Origin of the sequence: Brevundimonas sp. (assembly GCF_036400995.1) — a bacterium.
GTDB lineage: Bacteria > Pseudomonadota > Alphaproteobacteria > Caulobacterales > Caulobacteraceae > Brevundimonas.
On record NZ_DASWWG010000067.1, the window covers coordinates 14353 to 39651 of the forward strand.

A 25299-nucleotide genomic window follows, 5' to 3' on the forward strand; every position below is an offset into this window, starting at 1 on the left:
CGTGGCAGCCCCCTCCCCCCTGACCTTCCCCGGCGCCGGCGCCCCGGTCCGCGAGGCCCTGACGGTCTTTGTGCGCGGCCTCGAGGTCGAGGCGGGCATCGGCGTCTACGATCACGAGCAGGGTCGCCTGCAGCGGCTGATCATCGATGTGACGCTGGAGATGACCCCGGCGCCGATCGAACGGCTGGGCGACACCATCAACTATGAAACCGTCGCCGAGGCCGCCCGCGCCATCGTGGCGGAAGGTCACATCGGGCTGGTCGAAACCTTCGCCGAACGGCTGGCCCTGGCGATGCTGGAAGACCCCCGCGTGCGCCGCTGCACCGTGCGGATCGAGAAGCCGGGCGCCCTGGGCGGCGCGGCCGTTCCGGGCTGCGAGCTGGTTCTGGGCCGCTAGTTCCGGCCGCTGATCGGGTCGGGCAGGTTGCGCCGCGCGAGCGGGGCCGTCATACCTGACATCGGACTTGAAGGACCTCCGATGGCCGAACCCGGCGATCCGCAACACCCTGATGATCATGACGATCATATCGGCTTCGCCTCGGCGGCGTCGCTGCAGGGGCGCAACCGCGATGTCGCGCCCGAACCGGTCGTCGAGCCCGTCGTGGAGGCGGCCGCCGAGCCCGAGCGCCCCTCCGCGCCCGAGCCTGAGCCTGACCTGTTCGATCCGCCCGCGCCGCGCGCCGTGATCGAAACCCCGGAGCCGGTCATTCCGCCTCCCGTAAGCACGCCGACGCCGCGATCACCCGCCTCGGCGGATTCGATCTTCGAGCCCTCGCCGGGCTTCACCGGCCGTTCGAAGGACCGCGGCCCGCCCGTGCAGGACCCGCCGGGCGGCGGCATGAGCCTCTATGCGGTCTACGCCCTGATCCTGCTGGCCGTGCCGACCCTCGGCGTCTCGGCGGCCATCGCCCTGCTGGCGGTGACCGGACGTCCCGGCCCGGACGACACCCTGTCGCGGTCGCACTTCATCTTCCAGCAGCGCACCCTGTGGGCGGCGGCGGTCGCGGTGGCCGCCGGCGTCATCCTGCTGGCCGCGCCGTTCGGTCTTGGCGTGCCGGTGCTCTTCCTCGCCGCCCTGTGGGTGGTGCTGCGCGGCGCGACCGGCGTCTGGAACCTGAAATCGGGCAAGGCCATTTCCAATCCGCGGAGCTGGTGGATCTGAGAAAGGCGCGCTGATGTCCCATACGAGCCCGGACAAGGCCCTCGCCCCGAGCGGCGACGGAGCCGGGACCGGTGGACGCGCGGCGCCCCTGACGAGCTGGGTCCTCTACGCCCTGACCCTGCCGACCGGCGGTCTGAGCGCCATCATCGGCGTGATCATCGCCTATCTGGGCCGGACGACCGCCGCCCCGCTGGTCCGCGCCCACATCGACGCGCAGATCCGTCTGTTCTGGTCGGGTTTCATCTGGGCCGCCCTGTTCACTCTGGCCTGGGGGCTGAGCCTGTGGCTGACGACCCTCTACGTCGGCATCCCGATGCTGTTCCTGTTCTGCGCGGCCCTGCTGTTGCTCGGCGTCTGGTTCACGATCCGGAGCGTCCTCGGCGCCCGCGCCCTGATCGGCGGCCGCGCACCCTGAGACCCCGACGACACGCCACGGAAGGATCAGCCGGCGTCAGGGAACGCCGCGCGTCTCCGGGGATTGGTTCGCCGACACAAGCCGGAGCCCTCCCATGACCACCTTCCGCGACGTTCGCGACGAGCAGCGCTTCGAGCAGGGTTTCGCCGACGCCGAAGGTCAGACCCGCGTGGTCTTCGCCGACTATGCGGTCCACGACGGGGTGCGGGTGATCCTGCACGTCGAGGCGGACCCCGCCCTGCGCGGCGGCGGTGCGGCGGGCCGGTTCATGCAGTCCCTCGCCGCCCACGCCCGCACCGAGGGCCTGAAGCTCCAGCCCCGCTGCAGCTACGCCGTCCTGTGGCACCGCCGGCACCCGGAATACAACGACCTGCTGGCCTGACCCGTCCCGGGCCGGTCAGAGCGACCGGCTGACGATCGCCTTCAGGGTCTCCGACTTCGACGGCAGATCGCTGGCCAGGCGCCCGGCGATCTCACGCGCGCCGACGGGGTAGGCGTCCCCGCCCTCGGCGATCTCACGGGCCATGGCCGCGGCCTGCATGAGCACCACCTCGAGCGCCTCGACCTGCTCGACCGCCAGCGCCCGCGCCTCCATCTGCAGGCGTTTCACGCGGTCCGCCGTGGTCTCCGGCTTGCGCATCAGATCATAGATTTCAGCCTCGGCCTGAACGAGGCGCAGGTCGGGCTGGGCAGGCGGTGTGCGCTTGGGCATGGCTGGTCCTCCTGCATTGGCAATGCAGGCCGACTCCCGGGAGTTCCCGCGTTAACCGGGCCGGATTCGACAAAAGCGGGGCTGTGGCTCCCACGCCTCAGGTACGCCGCGGTCAGGCGGCGTCCTCGCGCGCCTCCATGCGGGCTTCTGCCTCGCGCACGGCCTCGACCGCGCGATCCACCACGTCGATCCCGGCGCCCGGCTTCACCGCCTCGACGGTCAGGATACGGCGGAAGGCGCGAGCCCCCGCGCGGCCGTGCATGACGCCGAGCAGGTGGCGGGTCATGTGCGCCAGATGCACCCCCTCCTCCAGCCGGGCCGTCAGATAGGGGCGATAACGCTCCAGCGCCTCGAAGGCGTCCACGTCCGGGCCGGTCGCGCCGTAAAGACGGCGGTCAGCCTCACCGAGCAGGGCGGGCTCGTGATAGGCCGCGCGCCCCAGCATGACCCCGTCCAGTTGCACGCCGTCAGAGGCGTCCAGATGGGCCTCGGCCTCATCCAGGTTCGCGATGCCGCCGTTGATGCTGATCGACAGGTGCGGCCGCTCGCGCTTCAGGCGACGCACCAGGGCGTAGTCCAGCGGCGGCACGTCACGGTTTTCCTTGGGCGACAACCCCTTCAACCAGGCCTTGCGGGCATGGACGATGAAGGTGTCGATCCCGACGGCGGCGCTGGCGTCGACGGTGGCGAACAGGCTGACCTCGGGGTCCTGGTCATCGACCCCGATCCGGCATTTGACGGTGGCGGGGACCGAGACGGCTTCCTTGATGGCGGCCATGCAGTCCGCGACCAGCTCGGGCTCGCGCATCAGGCAGGCCCCGAACTTGCCGGACTGGACCCGGTCGGACGGGCAGCCGACGTTCAGGTTGATCTCGTCGTAGCCGTACTGCTCGCCGATCCGCGCCGCCTCGGCCAGCTGGGCCGGATCCGACCCGCCGATCTGCAGCGCCACCGGATGCTCCACCTTGTCGAAACCCAGCAGCCGGTCACGGTCGCCGTGGACCACCGCCGGGGCCGTGACCATCTCGGTGTACAGCAGGGCGCGAGTCGACAGCGCGCGATGGAAGGCGCGGCAGTGCCGGTCGGTCCAGTCCATCATGGGCGCGACGGACAGGCGGCGGGACTGGGCGAGCGGGTCGGACAAGGGCGGGCCTGAGGGAGGATGAGGCGGCGGCTTTTACGCGATACGGGCCCGGAAGGCGATCTCGCGGCTTGCGCGACCATCCGGGCGGGGCGAACGTGGGGTCTCGGCAGGAGAGGCGCCATGGCGGGTTGCGGTCACGTCACCACCATCAACCGGGTCACGCCGCAGTCGAAGGGCTGCGAGGAGTGCCTGAAGACAGGCGGCTGGTGGGTGCACCTGCGCCTGTGCCGGACCTGCGGCCATGTCGGCTGCTGCGACGACAGCCCCAGCCGCCACGCGACCGCCCACCACCACGCGACGCATCACCCGATCATCGAGGGCTATGACCCTCCGGAGGGTTGGGGCTGGTGCTATGTCGACGAGGTCTTCGTGACCCTGCCGGACAAGACCCCGCAGGTCGGACCGATCCCCAAATTCTTCTGATCAGACGCCGGACTTCTCGCGCTCTTCCTCTTCTTCCTCCAGCGCCTCCGCGGCCTCCTCGTTGAGAGCCTGACCTTCGCGGCGGGGCTTGATGTAGGGCTCCGGCTTGGTCGTGCGGATGTTGCCGCGCATCAGCGACCGCCCACCGGTGATCCCCTCGACCATCTGGATGGCCAGCCGGTCCTCGTCGCGACGACGGACGTCTTCCAGCGTCTCCTGCGCCTGCTCGTGGGTGAAGCCCAGGTCGATCAGCACCTGATAGCCGAACACCAGGGCGCTCTCGAAGGTCTCGCGCAGCTGGTACTCCACTCCGGCCTGCACCAGACGGATGGCGTGACCGCGGTCATAGGCGCGGACAAACAGCTTGGTCAGCGGAAACTCGGCCTTGACCAGTTCGACGATCCGGTCGGCGGTCTCGGGCTTGTCGACACAGACCAGGATGGTCTCGGCCTTGTCGGCGCCGGAGGCCCGCAGCACGTCCAGCCGCGCGCCGTCGCCGTAGTAGACCTTGAAGCCGAAGTTCCCGGCGGCCTGGATCATCTCGACGTCGGTATCGATGATCGACACATCGACATCCCGGGCCAGCAGGGGTTGCGAGACCACCTGGGCGAAGCGGCCGAAGCCGATGATCAGGACCCGCTCGCGCAGGTTCTTCGCCCTGTCGACGCCGTCCGCCTCTTCCGGGTTCAGGGTCTCGGCGGGCATCAGCTTGCGAACCGCGATGGTGGTGATCGGCGTCAGCATCATCGACAGGATGACGATGGCGCTGGCGATGGCGGCGATGCGGGCGTCGAACACCCCGGCGGCCAGGGCCGCGCCATACAGCACGAAAGCGAACTCGCCGCCCTGGGCGAACAGCACGGCGCGTTCGACGGACTCGCGCTCGCTGGCCTTGAAGATGCGGGCGACGCCGTAGATGGCCACCGCCTTCACCGCCATGAAGGCGATCACCCCGCCGATCACCACCTGCCACTCGGCCAACACCACCGACAGCTCCAGCGACATGCCGACGCTGAGGAAGAACAGGCCCAGCAGGATGGCGCGGAACGGCTCCACATCCGCCTCAAGCTGATGCCGGAAGGTGGATTCGGACAGCAGGACCCCGGCCAGGAAAGCGCCCATGGCCATCGATAGCCCGCCCAGATCCATCAGCCAGGCCGCCCCGACCACGACCAGAAGCGCCGCCGCCGTCATCACCTCGCGGCCGCCGTAACGGGCGAGGATGCGGAACACCGGGTTCATCAGGAATTTGCCGGCGGCCAGCACGATCGCCACGGCGCCCACGGCCAGCAGAAGCGTGCGCCACAGCGGCGGCCCGCCCTCGCCCGCCAGTCCCATGACCGAGGCCATCACCGCCACGATCGCCAGCAGGGGCACGATGGCCAGGTCTTCCAGCAGCAGGATGGAGATGGCGCGGCTGCCCTGCGGCGAGGCGATCTCGCCCCGCTCGTCCAGCATCTGCATGATCACGGCGGTCGAGCTGAGCACGAAGCCCATGGCGGCGATGAAGGCCACCGGCGCCGACAGGCCCGCGGCCATCCCGGTGAAGGTCAGCAACAGACCCGCGCCCAGCACCTGCGCCGCGCCGAGGCCGAAGATTTCCTTCCGGAGGCTCCACAATCGGGTGGGTCGCATCTCCAGCCCGATGATGAACAGGAAGATGACCACCCCGAACTCGGCGACGTGGAGGATGGTCTCCGGCTCCTTGAACAGGCCGACGCCGAAGGGGCCGATGATCAGGCCGGCGGCCAGATAGCCCAGCACCGAACCCAGTTGCAGACGCCGGAACAGGGGCACCGCGACCACCCCGGCCGCCAGCAGGGCGGCCACGTGCCCAAGCTCAAGTCCGCCCGTCGCCTCGGCCATGATCGTCCCCTCATCCGCGAAGCTTCCATAGTGGGGCTCAAGGATGACAAGCGCCACCCCGGTTCAGCCTGATCGGCGACGAGGACCGCTTCCCGCGATTGCCGCCATGGCGTGGCGGGAGAGTTCCGCTAGGCTGGCCGCGTGACAGAGACCATCAGCCTCAGGACCGCCCGCCGCATCGCCCTGGCCGCGCAGGGCTTCGGCAGGACACGACCGGCGACGCCCGGCCGGAGCCATGTCCGCGACCTCGTCCGCAAACTGGGCGTGGTGCAGATCGACAGCGTCAATGTGGTGACGCGCACCCATTACCTGCCGGGCTTCTCGCGGCTCGGCCACTATCCGCGCGAGGCGCTGGAGGCCGAGGCCTGGGGGCCGAAGCGCAGCCTGTTCGAATACTGGGGTCATGAGGCCTCGCTGATGCCGATGGAGCTTCAGCCCCTGTTCCGCTGGCGCATGCAGCGGGCGCAGGAGGGCGCCATGTGGACCGGCATCGCCCGCTTCGGCCGCGAGCGGCGCGACTATATCGACGGGGTGCTGGCCGAGATCGAACGGCGCGGTCCCGTGACCGGCGGCGACTTCGCCAGCGGGCCGCGCGGCCAGCCCGGCTGGTGGGAATGGTCAGACGGCAAGCGCGCGCTGGAGTGGCTGTTCTGGGCCGGAATGATCACGACGAAGACCCGCAACGGCTTCGAGCGGGTCTATGACCTGACCGAGCGCGCCCTGCCCGCCCGCATCGTCGACCTGCCCACGCCGGACGAGGCGGACGCCCAGCGTGAGCTGATCCGCATCGCCGCCCGGGCGCTGGGCGTCGCCACCGAGGCCGACCTGCGCGACTGGTTCCGCATGCCGGTGGCCGAGACGAAGGCGCGGATCGCCGAACTGATCGAGGCGGGCGAACTGACCCCGGTCCAGGTGAAGGGCTGGCGGCAGACGGCGTATCTGGCGCCCGGCGCGCGAACCCCGCGCAAGGTGACGGGACAGGCCCTGCTGTCGCCGTTCGACAACCTGATCTGGGCGCGCGACCGGACGGAGCGGCTGTTCGGCGTACGGGTGCGACTGGAGATCTACACCCCCGCCCACAAGCGCGAGCACGGCTACTACGTCCTGCCCTTCCTCGAGGACGAGGCGATCACGGCGCGGGTCGACCTGAAGGCCGATCGCAAGGCCGGGAGACTGCTGGTGCAGGCCGCCTGGCGCGAGCCGGACGCCACCCCCGACACCGCGGCCCGGCTGGCGCACGAGCTGAAGCTGATGGCCGGCTGGCTCGGGCTGGAGGGGGTCCATGTCGTGGGCAAGGGCGATCTGGCGGAGGCGCTGGACGGCGCCGTCTGAAAAAGCCTTCGGCCGCCCCTTGAATAAGTGGACACCAGTGTCCACTTAGCCGCGATCATGGATCGCCCCCTCCGAAAAGACGCCGCCGATCGCCGCGCCGCGCTGCTGGACGCCGCCCGGGCGGTGTTCGCCGAAGAAGGCATCGACGCGCCGCTGGACCGTATCGCCGAACGGGCGGGCGTGGGCCGGGCGACCCTGTACCGGAACTTCCCCGGGCGCACCGAGATCGCCCTAGCGGTGCTGCTGGACGACGTGGCCGAACTGGGCGAGCAGTTTTCGGCCCCGACCGCGCCGGACGCCTTCCCCGACTTCCTGACAAACCTGTCGGCCCGGCTGGTCCGCAACACGGCGCTGGGCGGAGTGGTTCGCGCCTCGCCGTCGCCGGACATCCTGACCCCGCTGCGCGAGGCCATGGTCAAGGCCGCCATGCCGTCACTGAAGGTGTCGCAGGCCGCCGGCGTCGTCCGCGGCGATCTGAAGGCGTCCGACATCCGGGTTCTGGCCGCCATGCTGGGCGGCGGCATCCATAATGCGAAGCCCGCCGAACGGAACGCCATCGCCCGTCGAACGCTGGAGCTTGTACTGGACGCGGTGAGGGCGCGGACATGAGCCGCAAGAACTTCAACCTGCCCTGGGCCGAGTACGTCCAGACGCTGAAGCCGCACGAGCGGCCGATGTTCCCCGGCTCGCCCGCCACCCCGGACCACACCCTCCCCTACCGGCTGGCCTATTTCGCCGTCGGCATGCTGGTGACCGCCACCGGCAGCATCGGCTCGGCCATGGTGACGGCCAACACCCAGCAACTGGCCGGAGCGCTGGGGATTACCCTGACCGAGGCGGCCTGGTTGCCGGTCGTCTTCGTGATGACCAACGCCTGCATGAACCTGCTGCTGGTCAAGTTCCGGATGCAGTACGGCTTGCGGCTGTTCGCCGAGATCTTCCTGATCGCCTACGCCCTGATCAGCGTCGGCGCCCTGTTCTTCGAGGACTACCAGTCCACCCTGATCGTGCGGGGCTTCGCCGGCATGGCCTCGGCCGCGCTGACCACCCTGGGCGTGCTCTACACCATCCAGGCCTTCCCGGCGGCGCATCGGCTGAAGGGGCTGGTGCTGGCCATCGGCGCCTCCAGCCTGGCGCTCCCGGCGGTGCGCATCTTCTCCAACCATCTGGTCGACCTGTCTGAGTGGAGGGGCTTCCATGTGTTCGAGCTGGGCCTGTCCCTGCTGTCGCTGGCGGCCGTTTTCGCGCTCCGTGCTCCGCCGTCCGAGCGGTTCAGGGCCTTCGAGAAGATGGACTTCCTGACCTTCGCCCTGTTCGCCCCGGGGATCGCCCTGCTGACCGCCGTGCTGGGGCTGGGCCGGATCGTCTGGTGGACCGAGGCCGCGTGGATCGGCTGGGCCCTGATCGGCGCCGTCATCCTGCTGACGGCCGCGGTGGTCATCGAATTCAATCGCAAGACCCCGCTGATCAATCTCAAATGGATGGCGGGTCCGGCCATCATCCGGCTGGCGATCATCATCATCGGCATCCGCGTGGTGCTGTCCGAACAGACCTATGGCGCGGTCGGCCTGATGACCCAGATGGGCCTCGGCCCGGATCAGATGCACGGCCTGTTCTGGCTGATCCTGGTCGCCACGGCGGCCGGGTCCCTGACCAGCGCCTTCACCATGAACCCGGCCAAGCTCTACAAGCCGATCGCCATTTCTCTGGCCCTGATCGCCGTCGGCGCCTTCCTGGATTCCCACTCGACCGTCCTGACCCGACCGTCACAGCTCTATTTCAGCCAGGCGCTTCTGGCCTTCGCCGCCGCCTTCTTCATCGGCCCCGCCATGATGAGCGGTGTGGTCGAAGTGCTTCAGAAGGGCGCCCACAACTTCGTCAGCTTCATCGTCGTTTTCGGCATCGGCCAGAACCTCGGCGGACTGCTGGGGTCGGCCCTCGTCGGCACCCTCCAGACGGTGCGGGAGAAGTTCCACTCCAACCAGTTGTCCGAACAGATCAGCCTCGGCGATCCGGACGTGGTGCAGCGGCTGCAACAGCTCTCCGGCGCCTATGCCCGGGTGATCGGCGACCCCGCCCTGCGCACCGCAGAGGGGCAGGTCCTGCTGCAGCAGCAGATCAGCCAGCAGGCGCATGTGCTGGCCTACAACGACGTCTTCCTTGTGATCTCCGTGGTGGCCGCGCTGGGCTGCCTGTGGGTGACCTTCCACCATCTGCGCCCCCGCTTCGTCGCCCGACGCGACGCAAGACGGGCCGCGAGCGCCGACGCCGCTTCGGCCGCGGCCGCCGCCATCGACTGAACCTTCAGGCCCCCCGATCGATACGCCAATGACCGACACGACCGCCCCCACCGCCCCCCAGCCGGCGCCCCAGCAGCCTCCTCAGCCCGCACCGCCTCCGGCCGCCGCCGAGCCGCCGCAGAAACGCGTGCTGATCAGCGTCATGCTCGTGATCATCGCCATCGTGGGCGTGCTGCTGGTGCTCTGGGCCTGGCGGCTGCCGCCCTTCACCTCGGGCGTTCAGCATACGGACAACGCCTATGTGCGCGGACAGGTGACGGTCATCGCCCCGCAGGTGACCGGCTATGTCACCTCGGTCGAGGTGCAGGACTTCCAGACGGTGAAACAGGGCCAGTTGCTGGCCACCATCGATGACCGGATCTATCGCCAGCGCCTGGAACAGGCCCGCGCCCAGCTGCACGCCGCGGAGGCCGCCCTGGCCAACTCGACCCAGACCCAGAACTCGGCGCGCGGCTCGGTCGCCCAGAGCAACGCCAGCATCGCGGCGGCCCGCGCCAACGTCGCCAAGGCCCAGGCCGACCACAACCGCGCCCGCACCCTGTTCGAGGGCGGCTGGGTCGCCCAGGCGCAGGTCGATGTGACCCGCACCGCCCTGCAGGCGGCGCAGGCGCAACTGGCGGCGGCGCAGGCCGCGACCGGGATCGCCGAAACCGGCGTCACTTCGGCCGTCGTCAGCCGGGGCTCGCTGGAGGCGGCCGTCGAGAACGCCCGCGCCGCCGTGCATCTGGCCGAGATCGATCTGTCCAACACCCGCATCGTCGCGCCGCGTGACGGTCGTCTGGGCGAGATCACCGTGCGTCAGGGCCAGCAGGTCGCCGTCGGCACGCAGCTGATGGCGCTGGTCCCGGACCGCATCTGGGTGACGGCGAACTACAAGGAGAACCAGCTGCGCGACATCCGCGTCGGCCAGCCGGTCGAGCTGTCGGTCGATGCGCTGGGCGGCCAGACCCTGACCGGCAAGGTCGAGCAGATCGCCCCGGCCACGGGCTCGGAGTTCAGCGTCATCCGCCCGGACAACGCCACCGGCAACTTCACCAAAGTCGCGCAGCGGGTCCCGGTGCGCATCGCGCTGGACCCCGGCCAGGACGGACTGGATCGTCTTCGTCCCGGCCTGTCGGTGGTGGCGCGGGTCGACACCCGCGCCCGCTGACCCGTCTACTTCTTGCGACGGCTCAACAGGACGATGATCGCGATCACGCCCCCTATGGGAGCACCCAGAAACAGCAGCACAATGATCCAGTGCCAGATGCTCATCGTACCCATTGCAGCCCCCTCCGAGATGGTTGAGCCAGCCTATTCGCAGGATCGTCAGACGTCGAATTTGACGCCCTGCGCCAGCGGCAGGGCCGATGAGAAATTCACGGTCTGGGTCTGGCGGCGCATGTAGGCCTTCCAGGCGTCCGAGCCGGATTCACGGCCGCCGCCGGTGTCCTTTTCACCGCCGAACGCCCCGCCGATCTCGGCGCCCGAGGGGCCGATGTTGACGTTGGCGATGCCGCAGTCCGAACCCCACGCCGACAGGAATTGTTCGGCCTCGCGCACGCTGTCGGTGAAGACGCAGGACGACAGGCCCTGCGGCACGGCGTTCTGCAGCTCGACCGCCTGGTCGAAGTCCGACCAGGTGAGGACGTAGAGGATCGGGGCGAAGGTCTCGTGCTGGACCACTGCGGTCTGGGCCGGCATGCGGACGATCGCGGGTTTGACGTAGGCCCCTTCAGCCTCGACCCGGCCGCCGCCGGTGACGATCTCGCCGCCCTGCTCGACCGCCTGCTTCAGCGCCGCCTCGAAGGCCTCGACGGCGGGCACGTCGATCAGCGGACCGACCAGGGTCCCGGCGTCGCGCGGGTCGCCGATGGGCAGGGTCTCGTAGGCGGCCTTCAGGCGGGCGACCAGCTTGTCCGCCACGCTCTCATGCACCAGCAGACGGCGCAGGGTGGTGCAGCGCTGCCCCGCCGTGCCCACCGCCGAGAAGGCGACCGCGCGCACGGCCATGTCCAGATCGGCGCTGGGCGTGACGACCATGGCGTTGTTGCCGCCCAGCTCCAGCAGTGAACGGCCCAGACGCCCGGCGACGGTCTGCGCCACGGCCTTGCCCATGCGGGTCGAACCGGTGGCCGAGACCAGCGGGATGCGCGCGTCGGCGGCCAGCGTCTCGCCTGCCTCACGTCCGCCGATGACGAGTTGCGACAGGCCTTCCGGCGCTTCGGCGAACCGGGCCAGGGCCCGTTCGAACACGGCCTGCGTGCCCAAGGCCGTCAGCGGAGTCTTCTCGGACGGTTTCCAGATCACCGGATCGCCGCACACCAGCGCCAGGCAGGCGTTCCACGCCCAGACGGCGACCGGGAAGTTGAAGGCCGAGATGACCAGCACGGGGCCCAGCGGCTGGTACGTCTCGCGCATGTGATGGCCGGGGCGCTCGCTGGCCAGCGTCAGGCCGTAGAGCTGGCGCGACAGGCCGACGGCGAAGTCGCAGATGTCGATCATCTCCTGAACCTCGCCGAGCCCCTCGGACACGATCTTGCCGGCCTCCAGGGTGACCAGTCGGGCGAGGTCGTCCTTGGAGGCGCGAAGCTCCTCGCCGAACAGGCGGACCAGTTCACCACGACGCGGCGCCGGCACGCGCTTCCAGGCGTGGAAGGCCTCAACCGAGCGGCCGACGACGCCGCCGAGATCCGGGGTTTCCGTCACCGACCCGGCGCTGGAGCCGTCGATCGGAGACCGGGTCGGCAGGTGGCCGTTCCAGACCGCGGCGTCCACGCCCAGTCGCTCAAGAATGGCCTTCGCCTCGTTCGCCGCGGTCATCGTCGTTCTCCATGCCGATGAGGAGCGCTTAGCGGCCCGGGCAGGCAAACGAAAGGGCCGCGCCGTCTCCGGCGCGGCCCCTGTCCGGTCAGTACCGGCGGCGGTCGTAACCCCGGCCCGGGTCGCGATCGTAGCCGTCGTAACCACGATCGTCGTACCGGTAGTCCCGGCGATCATCCCAACGATCCCGGCCGCGGCCGCCGTAGCGCAGCTGGGCCTCGATCCTTTCGAGCCGGGTGTTGATGTCATTCACCTCCGACCGGTTGTAGCCGCCCCGGCGATAGGTCGCCTTGACCCGATCAAGCTGGTCAAAGGCCATCTGGATGCCGTGCAGGCGGTTCTGGCTGATCTGGCCGTTGGCGGCGGCGCGACGGACCTGCTGTCGCAGGGCGGCCTGCCGCGGCTCGATATCCCGCCCCCAGACGTCATAGGGGTGGTCCGCGCCGTAGCCGTAATATTCGGCCTCACGGTTCTGGGCCGTCGCCGGCGCGGCGACCATCAGGGTCGACGCGGCCGCGAGGGCGAGCAACGCCTTGTGGTGGAGCGCAAGCTTCATGGTCTTCATCCTCATCTCGATGCGCCGATGGGTCCGGCGTCTGGACGTGAAGAAAACACGGCGCCGCTGACGTCAGCCTGAGACCGCCGTTGTCCGGCCGTCATCTAGATGAACCGGAACCGGGATCAGCCGCGGCGGTTTCTGTCCGCGAACCAATCGAGGGAGAGAGCCGATGAAGGTACGTGATCTGATGAGCAAGGACGTGCAGGTGGCCCGCCCCGGCGACAGCCTGCAGGACGTCGCGCGCCGCATGCATGACGGCGGCTTCGGTTTCATGCCCGTCGCGGATGAAGACCGGCTGATCGGGACGATCACGGATCGGGACATCGTCGTGCGCGCCATCGCCGGCGGCGTCGCCGCTAGCGCGCCGGTGGTCGAGTTCATCACCCGCGATCCCCACACCGCGCGCGCCGACGACGATCTCAAGACGGTGCTCGACGCCATGAGCACCCGACAGGTCCGTCGCCTCCCGGTGCTGGACAAGGACGACCGGCTGGTGGGCGTGGTGTCGCTGGGCGACCTCTCCACCCGCGTGAAGGAAAAGTACGCGGGCGAGGCGCTGGAAGACATCTCGCGCAACTGACGGCGGGGCGGGCGTTAACGCCCGCTTCACCCTTTCGCCAAACCGCCTGTTCATCCGCGCGCCCGCATTGTGCGCCGCTGCAACACGGGAGCGGTTCATGGCGCGCGCGCAATTCCAGAAGGGCCAGAAGGTCTGGGTCGAATGCGTCGGCGCGTGGGCCCAGATCGAGAAGGTTCAACCCGTCTGGGCCAAGGGCTTCGAGGAGCCCGTCCGCGTCACCTACGACGTCGGGCTGGGTCGTGAGTTTCTGGGCCACGAGCTCCTGCTTCCCGTTGAGGATTCCGCCGCCGACGTCGGCCAGAACTGGCGTCTGATGCGCGCCCGGAACAAGTGGCAGAACGCCGAGGACTGCCCCCACCATCCCTTCCCGGGAACCTATCCCGTCGTAGTCACTGACAAGGCGGACTGGGGCGGCTGGCGCGTGCCGGGCGCCGAGTACGACCGGGATCCCGACCAGATCGAATTCCAGGCCCGCCTGATCGCGGCGGCGCCGAAGCTGATGGACCTCGCCGCCCGCCTGCTGTCCTCGGTCGACGAGGCGCCGGACGACGCGCCGCCGGAGATGCGCGCCCTGGCCCGTGAGGCCCGCACGATCCTGAAATCCGTCACGGACGTGCTGGCGGCGCCGACGCTCGACAGCGCCGCGACGCCCGCGCCCCAGGCCGCCTGACAGGTCACGAATCGCCGAGTGCGACTCTCGTGACTCACCCCGTTCGAGAACGTTGATTCAGGGTTAACCCTGCTCGACACGAATCCGCGACGCAGCCTAGATTCGGGGCTCGTTGTCGAATCGTCCGGGAGAGCGCCTTGCGGGGTGAGGAACGCCGCATATCACCACAAGGACGACGCGCCTCCGACCGTGAGCGTGGAGCGCCCGCGTGGCTGCGTATCGCCATCCTGACGCTGGCCCTGGCGATCACCGCCCACGTGCTGCTCGTCGCACGCGACGTGACCGGACCGCAGGCGACCGCAGGCGGCTTCTCCTTCTCCGATCTCTGGGTGCTCGGCCCGCCGATCGCGATCGGCCTGTTCACCCTGGCGCTGGTCGTCGTCATGCAGCGGCGCCAGATGGGAATCAGCCGCGCCTGGGCCGCGTCCGAGCGACGCTTCCGCGGCGCGGTCGAGGCCGCCCATTGCGGCGTGTGGGACTGGGACCTGGAAACCGGTCAGGTCACCATCTCGGACTATATGGCCGGTCTGCTGGGCGTGGACCGCAGCGGCACCCTGTCCGAGGACGCGGTCATGGACCGCATCCATCCGCGCTATCGCGAGGCCGTGGCCCACGCGTTGCGGCAGGCCCAGACCTACGGCGCGTTTGAGGTCAGCTTCCCGGTGCCCGACGAGAACGGCCGCGCGCGCTGGATCGACGCCCGCGGCCAGGCGCGCGGCGACCGGGGACAGGACGGCTTCACCTCGGTGCTGGGCGTCGCCCTCGACACCACGGAGGCCCGTCGCGCCAAGGCGCAGGCCCAGTCCGCCGAGGGCCGGCTGCGGGACGGCATCGAAAGCATTTCGGACGCCTTCGTCCTGTTCGACAAGAACGGTCGCCTGCTGCTGTCCAACCAGGCCTTCCAGGACGCCTTCGCCTTCGAGGACGGCGTGGTCCGCAAGGGCGCCTTCAAGCAGGACCTGAACCGCATCGCGGCCCTGGCCATCAAGTCCGAACAGCCCGCCGCCGGCGGACGCGCGGGCGCCCGCGAGGTCGAGCTGGTCGACGGCCGCTGGCTGCAGCTGGTCGAGCGCTTCACCTCGGACGGCGGCTCGGTGGTCTCGGCCGCCGACATCACCGCTATCAAGCAGAAGGAGGCGGAGCGCCAGCGGGCGGTTGAACGCCTGCACGCGACCATCGCCGAACTGGAGGACCGCGAGGAGAAACTGTCCCTGCTGGCCCGCAAGTACGAGGTCGCCATGACCCGCGCCGAAGCCGCCAACCAGGCCAAGTCCGAGTTCCTGGCCAATATGAGCCATGAACTTCGCACCCCGCTGAACGCCATCAACGGCTTCTCGGAGATCATGGCCGGCGAGCTGTTCGGGCCGCTGGGGCACGAGAAGTACAAGGGCTACTCAGGCGACATCCTGAAGTCGGGCCAGCACCTGCTCAGCCTGATCAACGACATCCTCGACATGGCCAAGATCGAGGCCGGCAAGCTGACCCTGCACTACGAGCAGGTTTCGCTGAAGGAGATCGTCGACGACGCGACCCGCCTGATGCGCGGCAAGATCGAGGAGGCCGGGCTGAAGCTGGTCGTCGACGCGGCCGAGCTGCCGGAGATCGAGGCCGATCATCGCGGTCTGAAGCAGGTGGTGCTGAACCTGATCTCCAACGCGGTGAAGTTCACGCCCGAGGGCGGCGACATCATCGTCGCCCTGTCCCGCCTGGACGATGATCGGGTGCGTCTGGCGGTGACCGACACCGGCATCGGCATCGCGCCGGAAGACCTGGCCCGTCTGGCCCGCCCGTTCGAACAGGTCGAGGGCCAGCACTCCAAGACGACGCAGGGCACCGGCCTGGGGCTGGCCCTGACCAAGTCGCTGATCGAGCTGCACGGCGGAGCGCTGGTGATGGAGAGCGAGCCCGGCCGGGGCACGACCGTCAGCTTCGACCTGCCGATCCGGCGTCCGGGGAGCCAGGCTCAGGCCCGCGCCGCCTGAGCCCTATTTCTTCGCGGCGGCCTGCGCCCCGTCATCCCGGTCCCGGGCGACGACGCGACCGCGGCGGGTCAGGATTTCAGACAGCGCCTGACGATCAGCCGGGTCCAGCGTAGCCAGCAACTGCACGGCGTCCGCCTCGAGACGGGCGCGGCCGCGCAGCTCCGCGGCGCGCGATTCTTCCAGCAGGGTGCGCGCCCGGACCGGGTCGAAATTGGGCTGGGACGCCAGATCGACGGCGGCGCGGCGCTTCTGGCGGGCCTCCTCGAAATCGGGCTTGGCGGCCAGGGCCGACGCCTTCAGCGTCGCCTTCACCCTCTGACGGACCTGGGGGTCCAGCTGACGGATCAGCGCCATGGGCGAGTGCTCGCGCGCGGGGCGCTGCAGGGCCTCGATCCGTTGCTCCGCGCGCTTGTGAGTGACCCAGATGGTCCCTCCCGCGGCGACGGCGAACAGGTTCAGCGCCACCGAGGCGGCCAGGGCGATCTTCAGGGCTTTAGGGCTCAACCCAGAACCTCCGCGTCATCCACACCCTGCAGGGTGGACTGGTAGAGCACTGCGTCCGCCTGGGCGTCCGCCGTCAGATGAGCCGTCATGATCACACCGGCGGCGACCCCGGCGCAGGCGGCCGCGGCCCACCCCGCGCCGAACAGCAGGGTCAGGCGGTCCAGCCAGCGGCGGCCATGCTTGCCGACCTTGAGCCCGGCCTCCGCGGCGGAGGCCAGCACCCGATCGCGCAGGGCCATCGACACCTGCGGCGTCGGGACGGCGTGCAGCAGCGCGTCGACGGCGTCCGCTTCCGCCAGCGCAAGGCGCGCGCGTTCGGGCTCGGCCGCCATGAAGGCCCGCGCCGCCGCCCGCTCGCTTTCAGGCCAGCGCCGTTCGTCGGCCCCATAGGCCGACACCAGGGCGATGAACCGTTCCGCCGTCATCACACTCACGCTCCTTCAGCCCCCGGCCGCATATCGGCCAGGGCCAGTCTCAACGCCCGCCGTCCTCGGGACAGCAGACTTTCCAACGCCTCGACGCTGACGTCCATCAGGGCCGCGGCCTCGATATTGGTCAACTCCTGATAGTGACACAGGACGATGGCCTCTCTCTGGCGATCCGGCAAACGCGCCAGCGCGCTTTCGACCCGGACGCCGACATCCGCCGCCAGCAGGCCCCGGTCCGGCGCCGCGCCCTCGTCCGGGCGATCCGGCGGCGTATCCGTCGCGATCTCGCGCTTGCGGCGCAGGCGATCGTAGCAAAGGTTCAGGGCGACCCGATGCAGCCAGGTGTCGAACCGCGCCTTGCCGGGCGCCCATCGCGGCGCCTGTCGCCAGGCCCGCAGCATCGCTTCCTGCGCCACGTCCTCGGCCTCGACCGCGTCGCCCAGCATCCGGCGCGCCAGCGCCAGCATGCGCGGCAGCTTGCGCGCGACCATGGCCTGAATCGCCGCGGGATCGCCCTGACCCACGCGGCGCACCAGATCCTCGTCGGGGTCGGCGATCAGCGCCAATCGGCCCTCGTTCGAACGTCATCGAAAGGGTCGTTCGGCGCAGAACCGTCGTCCCCGACATCTCCTTACTCCGAAGCGGGCGCCGGAGGCGACGCCTCTCGCGCGACGCGACGCTGACCGCCCCGGTCCCGCCGGTGCTCGCGCATCGTCTCGCGGGCGGCGCGACGCTCCTCGACGCTCAGGAAACCGTCACTGTCGCTGTCCAGACGGGTGAAGGCCTGGTCGGCGCGCGCCCGCACGTCGGCGATCACCACGGGGCCGCGATCACCGCCCCGCATGCCCTGTCCGCCTTCGGGATGATGGCCGCGACGCATCCGCTGCGGCCGTCCCTCGCCGGCGGCCCGTTCGGCGCGCGCGACGAATTCCTCGCGGCTGAGCTTGCCGTCACGGTCCGTGTCCAGTCGGGCGAAGCGCGCCTCGGCGCGTTCCGAGCGCATCGCCACGGCCCGGGCGCGGCGCTCATCCGGCGTCACCGTCCCGTCGCCGTCGGCGTCCGCGGCGGCCAGACGCTCGACCCGGCGTTCGACGAAATCGGCGCGGCTGACCGGACCGGCCTGCGCGGCGCGCGGAGCCGGACGCTCAACCGGCTGCTGGGCCGTGGCGGCCCCGGCCGCGGCGGCCAGGGCGACGACGGCGAAGCCGCCGATCAGTAGGGTTTTGCTCATTCGATGATCTCCATGGCCCTTCGGGCCGGTCACCCTGTCAGGAGATCAAACGGCGGGCGGATCAAACTCCGTCGCGGACCGGCGGCAGGACGCGCTCGAACGCGCTGCGGGCCGCCGTCCTGACCTCGGCCAGCCGCGCGGTCAGGGCGTCATAATCAGTCGATCCGGCGGCCTCGGCCAGTCGCTTGCGGAAGCCCGCCGGCTCGGTCGAGGGATCGCCCGGATCATCGAAGGCGGCGGCCAGCACCTGTCCCAAAGCCTGCTGAAGCCGCCAGGCCTCGGCCAGTTCGGGGTCGCCGACCAGCGCCTCCAGCGTGGACACCGTCAGCGGCTCGCCGATGGCGGCGGCGTGCAACTGTCCGACCTGGGCGACGAATTCGGCGTCCACCTGCCCCCCGGGGGCCAGCTTCAGGTCCCAGCCGCCCTTGCCCGGTCGTTCGCGGGCCATCAGATCGCGCATCCGGCGTGCATCGGCGGCGACGTTCACCCCCGGACGGGGACGCCTGAGAATGGCCTCAAGGGCTTGGGCGACCGCCGCGCCGAACGCCGGATCATCCGCCCACGCCACACGCGCCCGCGTCAGCGCCATGAACTCCCAGGTGTCGGCCTCGGTCGCGTAGTAGTCCTGCAGGGCAGACAGGCGCAGGGAGACCGGCCCCTTGGCGGCGCCGGGCCTGAGCCGCATGTCGACCTCGTACATCCCGCCCTCGGCCGTATGCGCTGACAGGGCGGCGATCAGCCGCTGGGTGAAACGCGAGTAGAAGACCCCCGCGGCCCAGCCCTTCTCCGACGAAACCGCGTCCGCCGGCGCCTCGTACAAGGTCATCAGATCGAGGTCCGAACTGGCCCGCATCTCGCGCGACCCGGCCTTGCCCAGGGCGATGACCGCAACCTTGCCGCCGGGCAGCGTTCCACCCTGCCGTTCGGCCTCGGCCAGGGCCGCCGGCGCGAGAGCGGCCATGACCGCATCCGCCAGCGTCGTCAGGGCGCGCCCCGCCGTCTCCGGTCCGGCGCGGCCCGTCAGGATCTGCAGGCCGATGCGGAACATCTGGTCGCGGTGGATGCGCCGCACGGCGTTCATCGCCGCCTCGAAGTCCGACGCGGCGGCGGCGTCTGCCAGCATCTGTTCGGCGATGCCCGTGTCTTCCTCCAGATCGCGCGCGAACCGGGCGTCCAGCATGCTGTCCAGCGCGGCCGGATAGCGCCCGAGCGTGCGCGCCAGCCGCGGCGCGAAGGCCATCACGCCGACGACCAGTTCGAACAGCTTGGGCTGCGCCAGAAACAGCGCCTGCACCTGAACGCCCGCGCTCAGGCCGGAGAAGAAGACCGCGAAGCGGCGGAAGGCGTCGTCGGCGGCGCCCGTGTCCGCCAGCGCCGTCAGCAGACGCGGGGCCAGACGGGTGAACAGCTCGCGCCCGCGCGCGGTGCGGGTGGCCGGGATGCGGCCGTGGTGCCAGCTGCGGATGGCGTCGGCGACGGTGGCGGGCTCGGAGAAGCCCATCCGCGCCAGGGTCTCCAGCGTCTCGGGATCATTCTCCACGCCGGTGAAGACCAGCGAGCCGTAGCGCGACGAGAGTTCCTCCTCGCCCTCGAACAGCTCGCCGTAGCGCCGGTTCACCCCGACCAGCAGCGCCTCGACGGCGGCGTCGAAGGCGGGCAACTCGCCCTGCCCCGCCAGCGCAGCCACCGCCGCCCGCCGGGCCGGGTCGACCGGCAGGCTGTGGGTCTGTTCGTCGTCCAGCATCTGGACGCGGTGCTCCAGCCCGCGCAGTTCGATGTAGGCGGCGGTCAGTTCCTCGCAGACCTCCCCCGCGATGTGCCCGGCGTCGCGCAGGGCCGCCAGCGCATCGACCGTGCGTGGGGTCCGCAGCTTCGGATCGCGCCCGCCGAGGATCAGTTGCTGGGTCTGGGCGAAGAACTCGATCTCGCGGATGCCGCCGCGTCCCAGCTTGAGGTTCGCCCCCGCGGCCTGCAGCCCCTCGCCGGTCTTGTGGACGTGGATCTGTCGCTTGATCGACTGGATGTCGAGAATGGCCGGGTAGTCGAGACTGCGGCGCCAGATGAAGGGGATGAGCGCCTTCAGGAAGGCCTTTCCGGCCTTCGGATCGCCGAGCATGGCCCGCGCCTTGATGAAGGCCGCCCGCTCCCAATTCTGGCCGACGCCCTCGTAGTAGGTCAGGGCGAAGGGCACCGCGACCACCGGCGGGGTCGAGGAAGGATCGGGGCGCAGCCTCAGATCGACGCGGAAGACGTAGCCGTCGCCGGTCCGCTCCTGCATCAGGGTGGCGAAGGCATGGGCCAGCCGGTCCACGAACCGCTGCGGCTCGACGCCGTCGGCCAGCACCGTGGTCAGCACCTCCGGGTCCCAGAACAGGCTGATGTCGATGTCGGACGAATAGTTCAGCTCGTCCGCGCCGTGCTTGCCCATGGCCAGACCGAACAGGCCGGGGACCGGACCGCGCCGGTCGTCGGCTGGCGAGACCAGCTTGCCGCGCTCGCGCTGGTCGTGGGCGACGGCGGCGAGCGCGGCGCGGGCCGAGGCGTCGGCGAAGCGGCTCAGCGCGCCGGTCACCTGATCCAGCGACCACAGCCCGCCCAGATCGGCGAGGGCCGTCAGCAGATGCAGTTCGCCCTTCAGCCGCCGCAGCGGCGAGCGCACAGCATCCGCCCCGCCGGACAGGGCCGCCGTTCGCGCCTGCACGTCGGCCAGATGGCGATCCGGCCCCTGCTCCAGAAACGCGCGCAGCGCCTCGGGCCAGCGGCGCGCGAGACTGAACAGATAGGGCGAGGCGGCGAAGACCGGCGCCAGCGCGGGCCAGGCGGATTCGAGCAGGTCGCTCCAGCCCTGCGCCCCCGCGCTTTCGGACAGACGCTCGTGCGCCCGTCCCGCCGCGTCGTTGTCGATGGCCGGACCGCAGGGGCGAAGGACGACGGGGGATTCGGCGTCGCTCATTCCTCGGCCGCCGGCAGGACCAGCGCCACGCGCAGGCCGGGGCCCGAGCCCTCAAAGACGCCGGGCCCCTCGTCGAGGGTGATCCGGCCGCTGTGCGCCTCCATGACCGCCCCCACCAGCGACAGGCCGAGGCCCGAGCCGGGCTCGGTGCGGCTGTTGTCCAGCCGGACGAAGCGCTGGATGACCCGCTCGCGATCCTCCTCGGGCACGCCGGGGCCGGTGTCGGTGACCGAGAACTCGATCTCGCCGGACGACCGGCGGCGCGCGCGCAGCATCACCGCCCCGCCGACCGGGGTGTATTTGATGGCGTTGTCGATGATGTTGGCCAGGGCCTGCGCCAGGAAGGGCTGGTTGGCGTTGACCATCAGGCCGCGCTCGATCTCCGAAGAGAACTCCAGCCCCTTGTCCTCGCTGGCCGGCTCGTACAGCTCGGCCATGTCGGTGGCCAGATCGGCCGCGTCGAACAGGGCCGGGTCCGGAATGCGGCCCGACCCCGCGGCCGCCTGCAGCCGGGCGATGGCCAGCACGGTGTTAAAGGTCTTGAGCAGGTCGTCCGCCTCGGACAGGGCCAGCTCCAGCGCCTCGGTCCCGTCGATCTTGCCGGACTCGGCGTCGATCAGGGCGACCTCCAGCTTGGCCCGCATGCGGGTCAGGGGTGAGCGCAGGTCGTGGGCGATCGCGTCGCCCGCGTGGCGGATGGAGGCCATCGAGCCCTCCAGCCGGTCCAGCATGGTGTTCAGGCCCTGCCCCAGCTCGTCCCACTCGTCGCCCGAGTTGCGCACCGTCGCGCGGGCCTTCAGGTCGCCGTCCTGCACCGCCGTCACGACGGTCTTCAGCCGCCCCATGGCGCGCTCCAGATTGCGACTGACCAGCAGTCCGCCCGCCAGACCCAGCAGGAGGACGATGCCCATGGCCGCCCACAGCGCCTGCGTCAGGCGGGACAGATAGGCCTCGGTGTCGCCCATGGACTCGCCGACGAACAGCACCTCGCCGCCCGACAGACGGACCTGCACGCCCAGCGACTGGGGCCGGGTCACCCGGCCGCTGGCGTCGTTGTCGGTATAGGTGAAGGTCTGCCAGGTCGGCGCGGTCCCGCCGTCGCCCTGATCGCGCGGGACGATGTCGATGGGGGACTCGGTCAGGTTGCCGGTGATCAGCCCGCCCTCGGCGTCCATCAGGATGTAGAGATAGGGCCCGCCCCGGATGGTCCGGTCCACCAGCGCGGCGTTCAGGGCGTTGGGCCCGCGCTCGCGATAGATGCCGCTCAGCACCTCGAACTCGGTCGTGACGTCCGCCTGCGTCTTCGCCCGCGCCTCATTGGCCGAGGCGATATAGACATAGGCCAGCACCGCGCTGGCCGCCGCCGCGAACAGGGCGACGAACAGCAGCGTCAGCCGGAAAGGCGTCCGACGAAGGAGCGAGGGGAGACGCACTACTGTTCTCCCTCCCCGGCACGGGGAGGGTGGTCGGCGCGCAGCGGCGACCGGGTGGGGCGGGCAAGGCAACGCATCCGCACCTCTTCGATCACCTCGCTCACTCTGTTCCGCACCGCTTCATTGCCTACCCGAAACGTCAGAAAGCCTAACCGCGCAAGCACCGCATCGCGAACCCGATCCTTTCGCGCCCGATCCTCAAGATCATGCGAGGCCCCGTCGACCTCGACGATCAGCATCCTGTCCAGGCAGACGAAATCGAGGATGTAGCCACGCTCCGGATGCTGTCTCCGGAAATGCAGGCCTTCCTGACGAAGCTGCCGAAGCCTGACCCAAAGACGCGCCTCGGCGGGCGTCATTGATTTCCTGAGGGCCCTTGCTCTGGCGATGACGGCCATGTCGCCGACCCCTCCCCACCCGGTCGCTTCGCGACCACCCTCCCCGAGCGGGGAGGGAGATCACCTAGGCTTCCAATCTGTAACCGGCGCCCCTCACCGTCTGCAGCATCGCCTTGTCGAAACCCTTGTCGATCTTGGCGCGCAGGCGGCTGATGTGGACGTCGATGACGTTGGTCTGGGGGTCGAAATGATACTCCCACACCTTCTCCAGCAGCATGGTGCGGGTCACCGACTGGCCGGCGTGGCGCATCAGGAACTCGAGCAGCTGGAACTCGCGCGGCTGCAGGTCGATCTCCTGACCGGCGCGGTGCACGGTGCGGGCGATGAGGTTCATCTCCAGATCGCCGACCTTCAGCATGGTGGCGACCGAGCCGGTCTCGCGGCGGCGTGACAGGGCCTCGACGCGGGCGATCAGCTCGGAGAAGGCGTAGGGCTTGACCAGATAGTCGTCAGCGCCGGCCTTCAGGCCCGTGACGCGATCCTCGACCTCTCCCAGCGCCGACAGGAACAGGACCGGGGTCTGGTCGCCGTCCTTGCGCAGGGTCTCGACCATGCCGATGCCGTCCAGACGCGGCATCATCCGATCCACGACATAGACGTCGTAGCCGCCCTTCTGGGCCTCCAGCAGGCCGAAGGCGCCATCGACGGCGTGGGTCACCTCGTGGCCCGCCTCGGTCAGTCCCCGGACCATGGCGGTCGCGGCTTCGGCGTCGTCCTCGACAACCAGAATGCGCATGGAATCAGCCCCTGAATTCAAAATCGCCGCCGATGTTAGCGCATCGGCGGCGATCAAGTCAGTTAAGCCTTATTCAGACTCCGGAAGTTCCAGAACCGTCGGAACATTGCCTTGCGGCGTCCAGACCAGGACGAAGACGCCCGTCCCGGCGCGGCGGGCCGCCTCGACGGCCGCCTGGAAGTCGGCGACCGAGGTCACCGCCCTCTGACCGGCGCGCATGATCACGAAGCCCGGCTGGTAGGCGCGGTTGTCGCCACGCCCCTGCTGGGTGATCACGACGCCGTTCACATTGGCCGGGATCTCGTAGCGCTGACGCAGGGTCGGGCTCATCGGCGCGACCGTCAGGCCGCCGACGGCCGAACCGGCCGCGGCCCCGCCGGGGGTCGGCTCGGCGCCGGGCGCGGCGCCACCCTCGTTGTTGAGCTCGGCCACGGACGGACGGGTGCCCGACCGGACGTTGATGGTCTGGCGACGACCGTCGCGAACGACCTCCAGACGCAGGTTGTCGCCGGGGCGGGCCTGACCGACGCGACGGGTCAGGTCGTTCGAATCCGTGACCTTCTGTCCGTTCAGGGTCAGGACCACGTCGCCCTGCTGCAACCCGCCGCGCTCGGCCGGGCCGCCCGGCGTGACGCTGACCACATAGGCGCCTTCGCGGCTTTGCAGGCCCAGCGGACCGACCCATTCGCGGTCGATCGGACCGATCTGGACGCCGAGATATCCGCGCTCGATCGTCTCGCCGCGCATCAGGCGGTCGGTGATCGGCTTGGCGACCGAGGCGGGGATGGCGAAGCCGATGCCGACCGAGCCGCCCGTCGGCGAGTAGATGGCCGAGTTCACGCCGATCACGCGACCGTAGATGTCGAAGGTCGGGCCGCCCGAGTTGCCCCGGTTAATGGCGGCGTCGATCTGGATGTAGTCGGTATAGGGGGTCGAGTTGTCGAGCTGGTTCCGGCCTTGGGCCGAGACGATGCCGGCCGTGGCGGTGCCGCCCAGACCGAAGGGGTTGCCGACCGCGATGACCCAGTCGCCCACACGGGGCTGGGCCGTCTCCTCGAAGCTCACATAGGGGAAGTCCGACCCGTCGACCTTCAGCACGGCGAGGTCCGTCGACTCGTCGCGGCCGACCACCCGGGCGGTCAGCTCGCGCGCATCCGCCAGCTTGACGGTGATCTCGACCGCGTCGGCGACGACGTGGTTGTTGGTGACGATGTAGCCGTCGGCCGAGATGAAGAAGCCCGAGCCCGAGCCGAGGGCGGTCGTGCCCTCGTCCTCGCCGCCCTCGCCCTCACCCGACGGCGGCTGGACCGGAACGGCGCCGAGGCCCGGGATCTGGATGAAGCCCTGCGGGCGGGCGGCGACGCGGGTCTTCACATCGATTTGCACGACCGCCGGGGCGACCTGCTGGAAGATGTCGGCGAAGCTGAGCGGCGCGCCCTGCGGCGGGGCGAAGGCCAGGCCCGCGGCGCCCGCGCTGGGGGCCAGACGGCCCGAGACGCCCGCGACCGGGCCGGCGTTGGCGGCGGGCCAGTCGATCACCCCGCCCGCGGTCGCGGCGGCGGCGAAGGCCAGGCCGGCGACGGCCCCGAGCATGAATTCCTTGCGCTTCATCATAGGCGGTCGTCGATCCTCTCACCGGGCGACGGACGCGCCCGTTACGGCGATGAAT

The 25299-nt window shown here is 70.1% G+C and carries 26 protein-coding genes; 12 read left to right on the forward strand and 14 right to left on the reverse strand.

Going from position 1 to position 25299, the window contains the following annotated elements; genetic code table 11:
• Nucleotide 1: 1 nt before the first annotated feature.
• The 4 genes from folB (at nucleotide 2) to VGE03_RS09915 (ending at nucleotide 1959) form a co-directional block, all read left to right on the forward strand.
• Nucleotides 2–397, forward strand: coding sequence for a dihydroneopterin aldolase (folB, locus tag VGE03_RS09900; RefSeq protein WP_414644927.1), 396 nt, complete (start codon nucleotides 2–4; stop codon nucleotides 395–397).
• Between the two features lie 81 nt (nucleotides 398–478).
• On the forward strand, nucleotides 479–1162 hold the full coding sequence (locus VGE03_RS09905; protein WP_331046316.1) for a hypothetical protein: 684 nt from the start codon (nucleotides 479–481) through the stop codon (nucleotides 1160–1162).
• Nucleotides 1163–1175: 13 nt separating this feature from the next.
• Nucleotides 1176–1577: a hypothetical protein gene (locus tag VGE03_RS09910; RefSeq protein WP_331046317.1), complete on the forward strand. Its 402-nt coding sequence runs from the start codon at nucleotides 1176–1178 to the stop codon at nucleotides 1575–1577.
• A 94-nt stretch (nucleotides 1578–1671) separates the two neighbouring features.
• Entirely contained in the window at nucleotides 1672–1959 is a 288-nt protein-coding gene (locus tag VGE03_RS09915; protein WP_331046318.1) for a GNAT family N-acetyltransferase, read from the forward strand.
• A 15-nt stretch (nucleotides 1960–1974) separates the two neighbouring features.
• Here VGE03_RS09915 and VGE03_RS09920 read toward each other — a convergent pair whose 3' ends face one another.
• Complete coding sequence (locus tag VGE03_RS09920; RefSeq protein ID WP_331046319.1) at nucleotides 1975–2289, reverse strand: hypothetical protein; 315 nt, start codon at nucleotides 2287–2289, stop codon at nucleotides 1975–1977.
• 112 nt (nucleotides 2290–2401) lie between these two features.
• The gene (gene dusA / locus VGE03_RS09925; protein ID WP_331046320.1) at nucleotides 2402–3433 is read right to left on the reverse strand and encodes a tRNA dihydrouridine(20/20a) synthase DusA; all 1032 of its coding nucleotides are present in this window, start codon (nucleotides 3431–3433) and stop codon (nucleotides 2402–2404) included.
• Between the two features lie 120 nt (nucleotides 3434–3553).
• On the opposite strand from dusA, the gene VGE03_RS09930 reads away from it, so the two are divergent.
• Nucleotides 3554–3856, forward strand: a complete 303-nt coding sequence (locus VGE03_RS09930) for a UBP-type zinc finger domain-containing protein (RefSeq protein WP_331046321.1) — start codon at nucleotides 3554–3556, stop codon at nucleotides 3854–3856.
• Here the strand turns inward: VGE03_RS09930 and VGE03_RS09935 are convergent, their stop codons facing one another.
• Entirely contained in the window at nucleotides 3857–5722 is a 1866-nt protein-coding gene (locus VGE03_RS09935) for a monovalent cation:proton antiporter-2 (CPA2) family protein (RefSeq protein WP_331046322.1), read from the reverse strand.
• A gap of 141 nt (nucleotides 5723–5863) precedes the next feature.
• Between VGE03_RS09935 and VGE03_RS09940 the strand changes: the two genes are divergently transcribed.
• Genes VGE03_RS09940 through VGE03_RS09955 form a run of 4 tightly spaced genes read left to right on the forward strand, consistent with a single transcriptional unit; the run spans nucleotide 5864 to nucleotide 10504 of the window.
• Complete coding sequence (locus tag VGE03_RS09940) at nucleotides 5864–7054, forward strand: winged helix-turn-helix domain-containing protein (protein ID WP_331046323.1); 1191 nt, start codon at nucleotides 5864–5866, stop codon at nucleotides 7052–7054.
• A gap of 57 nt (nucleotides 7055–7111) precedes the next feature.
• A complete protein-coding gene (locus VGE03_RS09945) occupies nucleotides 7112–7663 on the forward strand; it encodes a helix-turn-helix domain-containing protein (RefSeq protein WP_331046324.1) in 552 nt (183 codons plus the stop codon).
• Nucleotides 7660–9354, forward strand: coding sequence for an MFS transporter (locus VGE03_RS09950; RefSeq protein WP_331046325.1), 1695 nt, complete (start codon nucleotides 7660–7662; stop codon nucleotides 9352–9354). The genes VGE03_RS09945 and VGE03_RS09950 overlap by 4 nt, the downstream gene beginning before the upstream one ends.
• Nucleotides 9355–9382: 28 nt before the next feature.
• Complete coding sequence (locus VGE03_RS09955) at nucleotides 9383–10504, forward strand: HlyD family secretion protein (protein ID WP_331046326.1); 1122 nt, start codon at nucleotides 9383–9385, stop codon at nucleotides 10502–10504.
• A 158-nt stretch (nucleotides 10505–10662) separates the two neighbouring features.
• On the opposite strand, the gene VGE03_RS09960 is transcribed toward VGE03_RS09955, so the two are convergent.
• Together VGE03_RS09960 and VGE03_RS09965 are read right to left on the reverse strand one after the other, a co-directional pair.
• Nucleotides 10663–12156 carry an aldehyde dehydrogenase family protein gene (locus VGE03_RS09960; RefSeq protein ID WP_331046327.1) on the reverse strand — a complete coding sequence of 498 codons (1494 nt, stop codon included), beginning with the start codon at nucleotides 12154–12156 and terminating at the stop codon, nucleotides 10663–10665.
• 88 nt (nucleotides 12157–12244) lie between these two features.
• The gene (locus tag VGE03_RS09965; protein WP_331046328.1) at nucleotides 12245–12712 is read right to left on the reverse strand and encodes a hypothetical protein; all 468 of its coding nucleotides are present in this window, start codon (nucleotides 12710–12712) and stop codon (nucleotides 12245–12247) included.
• A gap of 172 nt (nucleotides 12713–12884) precedes the next feature.
• Here VGE03_RS09965 and VGE03_RS09970 point away from each other — a divergent pair, with 172 nt between their 5' ends.
• The 3 genes from VGE03_RS09970 to VGE03_RS09980 all read left to right on the forward strand — a co-directional run bounded on the left by VGE03_RS09970 (nucleotide 12885) and on the right by VGE03_RS09980 (nucleotide 15947).
• On the forward strand, nucleotides 12885–13295 hold the full coding sequence (locus VGE03_RS09970; protein WP_331046329.1) for a CBS domain-containing protein: 411 nt from the start codon (nucleotides 12885–12887) through the stop codon (nucleotides 13293–13295).
• A 97-nt stretch (nucleotides 13296–13392) separates the two neighbouring features.
• Entirely contained in the window at nucleotides 13393–13965 is a 573-nt protein-coding gene (locus VGE03_RS09975) for a hypothetical protein (RefSeq protein ID WP_331046330.1), read from the forward strand.
• Nucleotides 13966–14222: 257 nt separating this feature from the next.
• Entirely contained in the window at nucleotides 14223–15947 is a 1725-nt protein-coding gene (locus tag VGE03_RS09980) for a PAS domain-containing sensor histidine kinase (protein WP_331046331.1), read from the forward strand.
• Nucleotides 15948–15950: 3 nt separating this feature from the next.
• Here the strand turns inward: VGE03_RS09980 and VGE03_RS09985 are convergent, their stop codons facing one another.
• The 9 genes from VGE03_RS09985 to VGE03_RS10025 form a co-directional block, all read right to left on the reverse strand.
• On the reverse strand, nucleotides 15951–16451 hold the full coding sequence (locus VGE03_RS09985) for a periplasmic heavy metal sensor (protein ID WP_331046332.1): 501 nt from the start codon (nucleotides 16449–16451) through the stop codon (nucleotides 15951–15953).
• The gene (locus VGE03_RS09990; RefSeq protein ID WP_331046333.1) at nucleotides 16448–16876 is read right to left on the reverse strand and encodes a hypothetical protein; all 429 of its coding nucleotides are present in this window, start codon (nucleotides 16874–16876) and stop codon (nucleotides 16448–16450) included. The genes VGE03_RS09985 and VGE03_RS09990 overlap by 4 nt, the downstream gene beginning before the upstream one ends.
• Before the next feature lie 5 nt (nucleotides 16877–16881).
• On the reverse strand, nucleotides 16882–17445 hold the full coding sequence (locus VGE03_RS09995) for an RNA polymerase sigma factor (protein ID WP_331046334.1): 564 nt from the start codon (nucleotides 17443–17445) through the stop codon (nucleotides 16882–16884).
• A 65-nt stretch (nucleotides 17446–17510) separates the two neighbouring features.
• Complete coding sequence (locus tag VGE03_RS10000) at nucleotides 17511–18110, reverse strand: EF-hand domain-containing protein (protein WP_331046335.1); 600 nt, start codon at nucleotides 18108–18110, stop codon at nucleotides 17511–17513.
• A gap of 61 nt (nucleotides 18111–18171) precedes the next feature.
• Nucleotides 18172–21063 carry a bifunctional [glutamine synthetase] adenylyltransferase/[glutamine synthetase]-adenylyl-L-tyrosine phosphorylase gene (locus tag VGE03_RS10005; RefSeq protein WP_331046336.1) on the reverse strand — a complete coding sequence of 964 codons (2892 nt, stop codon included), beginning with the start codon at nucleotides 21061–21063 and terminating at the stop codon, nucleotides 18172–18174.
• Entirely contained in the window at nucleotides 21060–22496 is a 1437-nt protein-coding gene (locus VGE03_RS10010) for a HAMP domain-containing sensor histidine kinase (RefSeq protein WP_331046337.1), read from the reverse strand. Before VGE03_RS10010 ends, VGE03_RS10005 begins: the two co-directional genes overlap by 4 nt.
• A complete protein-coding gene (locus tag VGE03_RS10015) occupies nucleotides 22496–22894 on the reverse strand; it encodes an endonuclease domain-containing protein (RefSeq protein ID WP_331046338.1) in 399 nt (132 codons plus the stop codon). The genes VGE03_RS10010 and VGE03_RS10015 overlap by 1 nt, the downstream gene beginning before the upstream one ends.
• Nucleotides 22895–22958: 64 nt before the next feature.
• Nucleotides 22959–23630 carry a response regulator transcription factor gene (locus VGE03_RS10020; RefSeq protein ID WP_331046339.1) on the reverse strand — a complete coding sequence of 224 codons (672 nt, stop codon included), beginning with the start codon at nucleotides 23628–23630 and terminating at the stop codon, nucleotides 22959–22961.
• A 69-nt stretch (nucleotides 23631–23699) separates the two neighbouring features.
• A complete protein-coding gene (locus VGE03_RS10025; protein WP_414644929.1) occupies nucleotides 23700–25244 on the reverse strand; it encodes a Do family serine endopeptidase in 1545 nt (514 codons plus the stop codon).
• Nucleotides 25245–25299 lie beyond the last annotated feature (55 nt).

Bases quoted from the DNA above. Each gene is read 5' to 3' on its own strand.
- VGE03_RS09915 (WP_331046318.1), top strand. From the start codon at position 1,672: ATGACCACCTTCCGCGACGTTCGCGACGAGCAGCGCTTCGAGCAGGGT.
- VGE03_RS09955 (WP_331046326.1), top strand. From the start codon at position 9,383: ATGACCGACACGACCGCCCCCACCGCCCCCCAGCCGGCGCCCCAGCAG.
- VGE03_RS10025 (WP_414644929.1), bottom strand. From the start codon at position 25,244: ATGATGAAGCGCAAGGAATTCATGCTCGGGGCCGTCGCCGGCCTGGCC.
- VGE03_RS09960 (WP_331046327.1), bottom strand. From the start codon at position 12,156: ATGACCGCGGCGAACGAGGCGAAGGCCATTCTTGAGCGACTGGGCGTG.
- VGE03_RS10000 (WP_331046335.1), bottom strand. From the start codon at position 18,110: ATGAGCAAAACCCTACTGATCGGCGGCTTCGCCGTCGTCGCCCTGGCC.
- VGE03_RS10005 (WP_331046336.1), bottom strand. From the start codon at position 21,063: ATGAGCGACGCCGAATCCCCCGTCGTCCTTCGCCCCTGCGGTCCGGCC.
- VGE03_RS09965 (WP_331046328.1), bottom strand. From the start codon at position 12,712: ATGAAGCTTGCGCTCCACCACAAGGCGTTGCTCGCCCTCGCGGCCGCG.
- VGE03_RS09990 (WP_331046333.1), bottom strand. From the start codon at position 16,876: ATGACGGCGGAACGGTTCATCGCCCTGGTGTCGGCCTATGGGGCCGAC.
- VGE03_RS09935 (WP_331046322.1), bottom strand. From the start codon at position 5,722: ATGGCCGAGGCGACGGGCGGACTTGAGCTTGGGCACGTGGCCGCCCTG.
- VGE03_RS09950 (WP_331046325.1), top strand. From the start codon at position 7,660: ATGAGCCGCAAGAACTTCAACCTGCCCTGGGCCGAGTACGTCCAGACG.
- VGE03_RS09910 (WP_331046317.1), top strand. From the start codon at position 1,176: ATGTCCCATACGAGCCCGGACAAGGCCCTCGCCCCGAGCGGCGACGGA.
- VGE03_RS09945 (WP_331046324.1), top strand. From the start codon at position 7,112: ATGGATCGCCCCCTCCGAAAAGACGCCGCCGATCGCCGCGCCGCGCTG.
- VGE03_RS09970 (WP_331046329.1), top strand. From the start codon at position 12,885: ATGAAGGTACGTGATCTGATGAGCAAGGACGTGCAGGTGGCCCGCCCC.
- VGE03_RS09930 (WP_331046321.1), top strand. From the start codon at position 3,554: ATGGCGGGTTGCGGTCACGTCACCACCATCAACCGGGTCACGCCGCAG.
- VGE03_RS10020 (WP_331046339.1), bottom strand. From the start codon at position 23,630: ATGCGCATTCTGGTTGTCGAGGACGACGCCGAAGCCGCGACCGCCATG.
- VGE03_RS09975 (WP_331046330.1), top strand. From the start codon at position 13,393: ATGGCGCGCGCGCAATTCCAGAAGGGCCAGAAGGTCTGGGTCGAATGC.
- VGE03_RS09920 (WP_331046319.1), bottom strand. From the start codon at position 2,289: ATGCCCAAGCGCACACCGCCTGCCCAGCCCGACCTGCGCCTCGTTCAG.
- VGE03_RS09905 (WP_331046316.1), top strand. From the start codon at position 479: ATGGCCGAACCCGGCGATCCGCAACACCCTGATGATCATGACGATCAT.
- VGE03_RS10015 (WP_331046338.1), bottom strand. From the start codon at position 22,894: ATGGCCGTCATCGCCAGAGCAAGGGCCCTCAGGAAATCAATGACGCCC.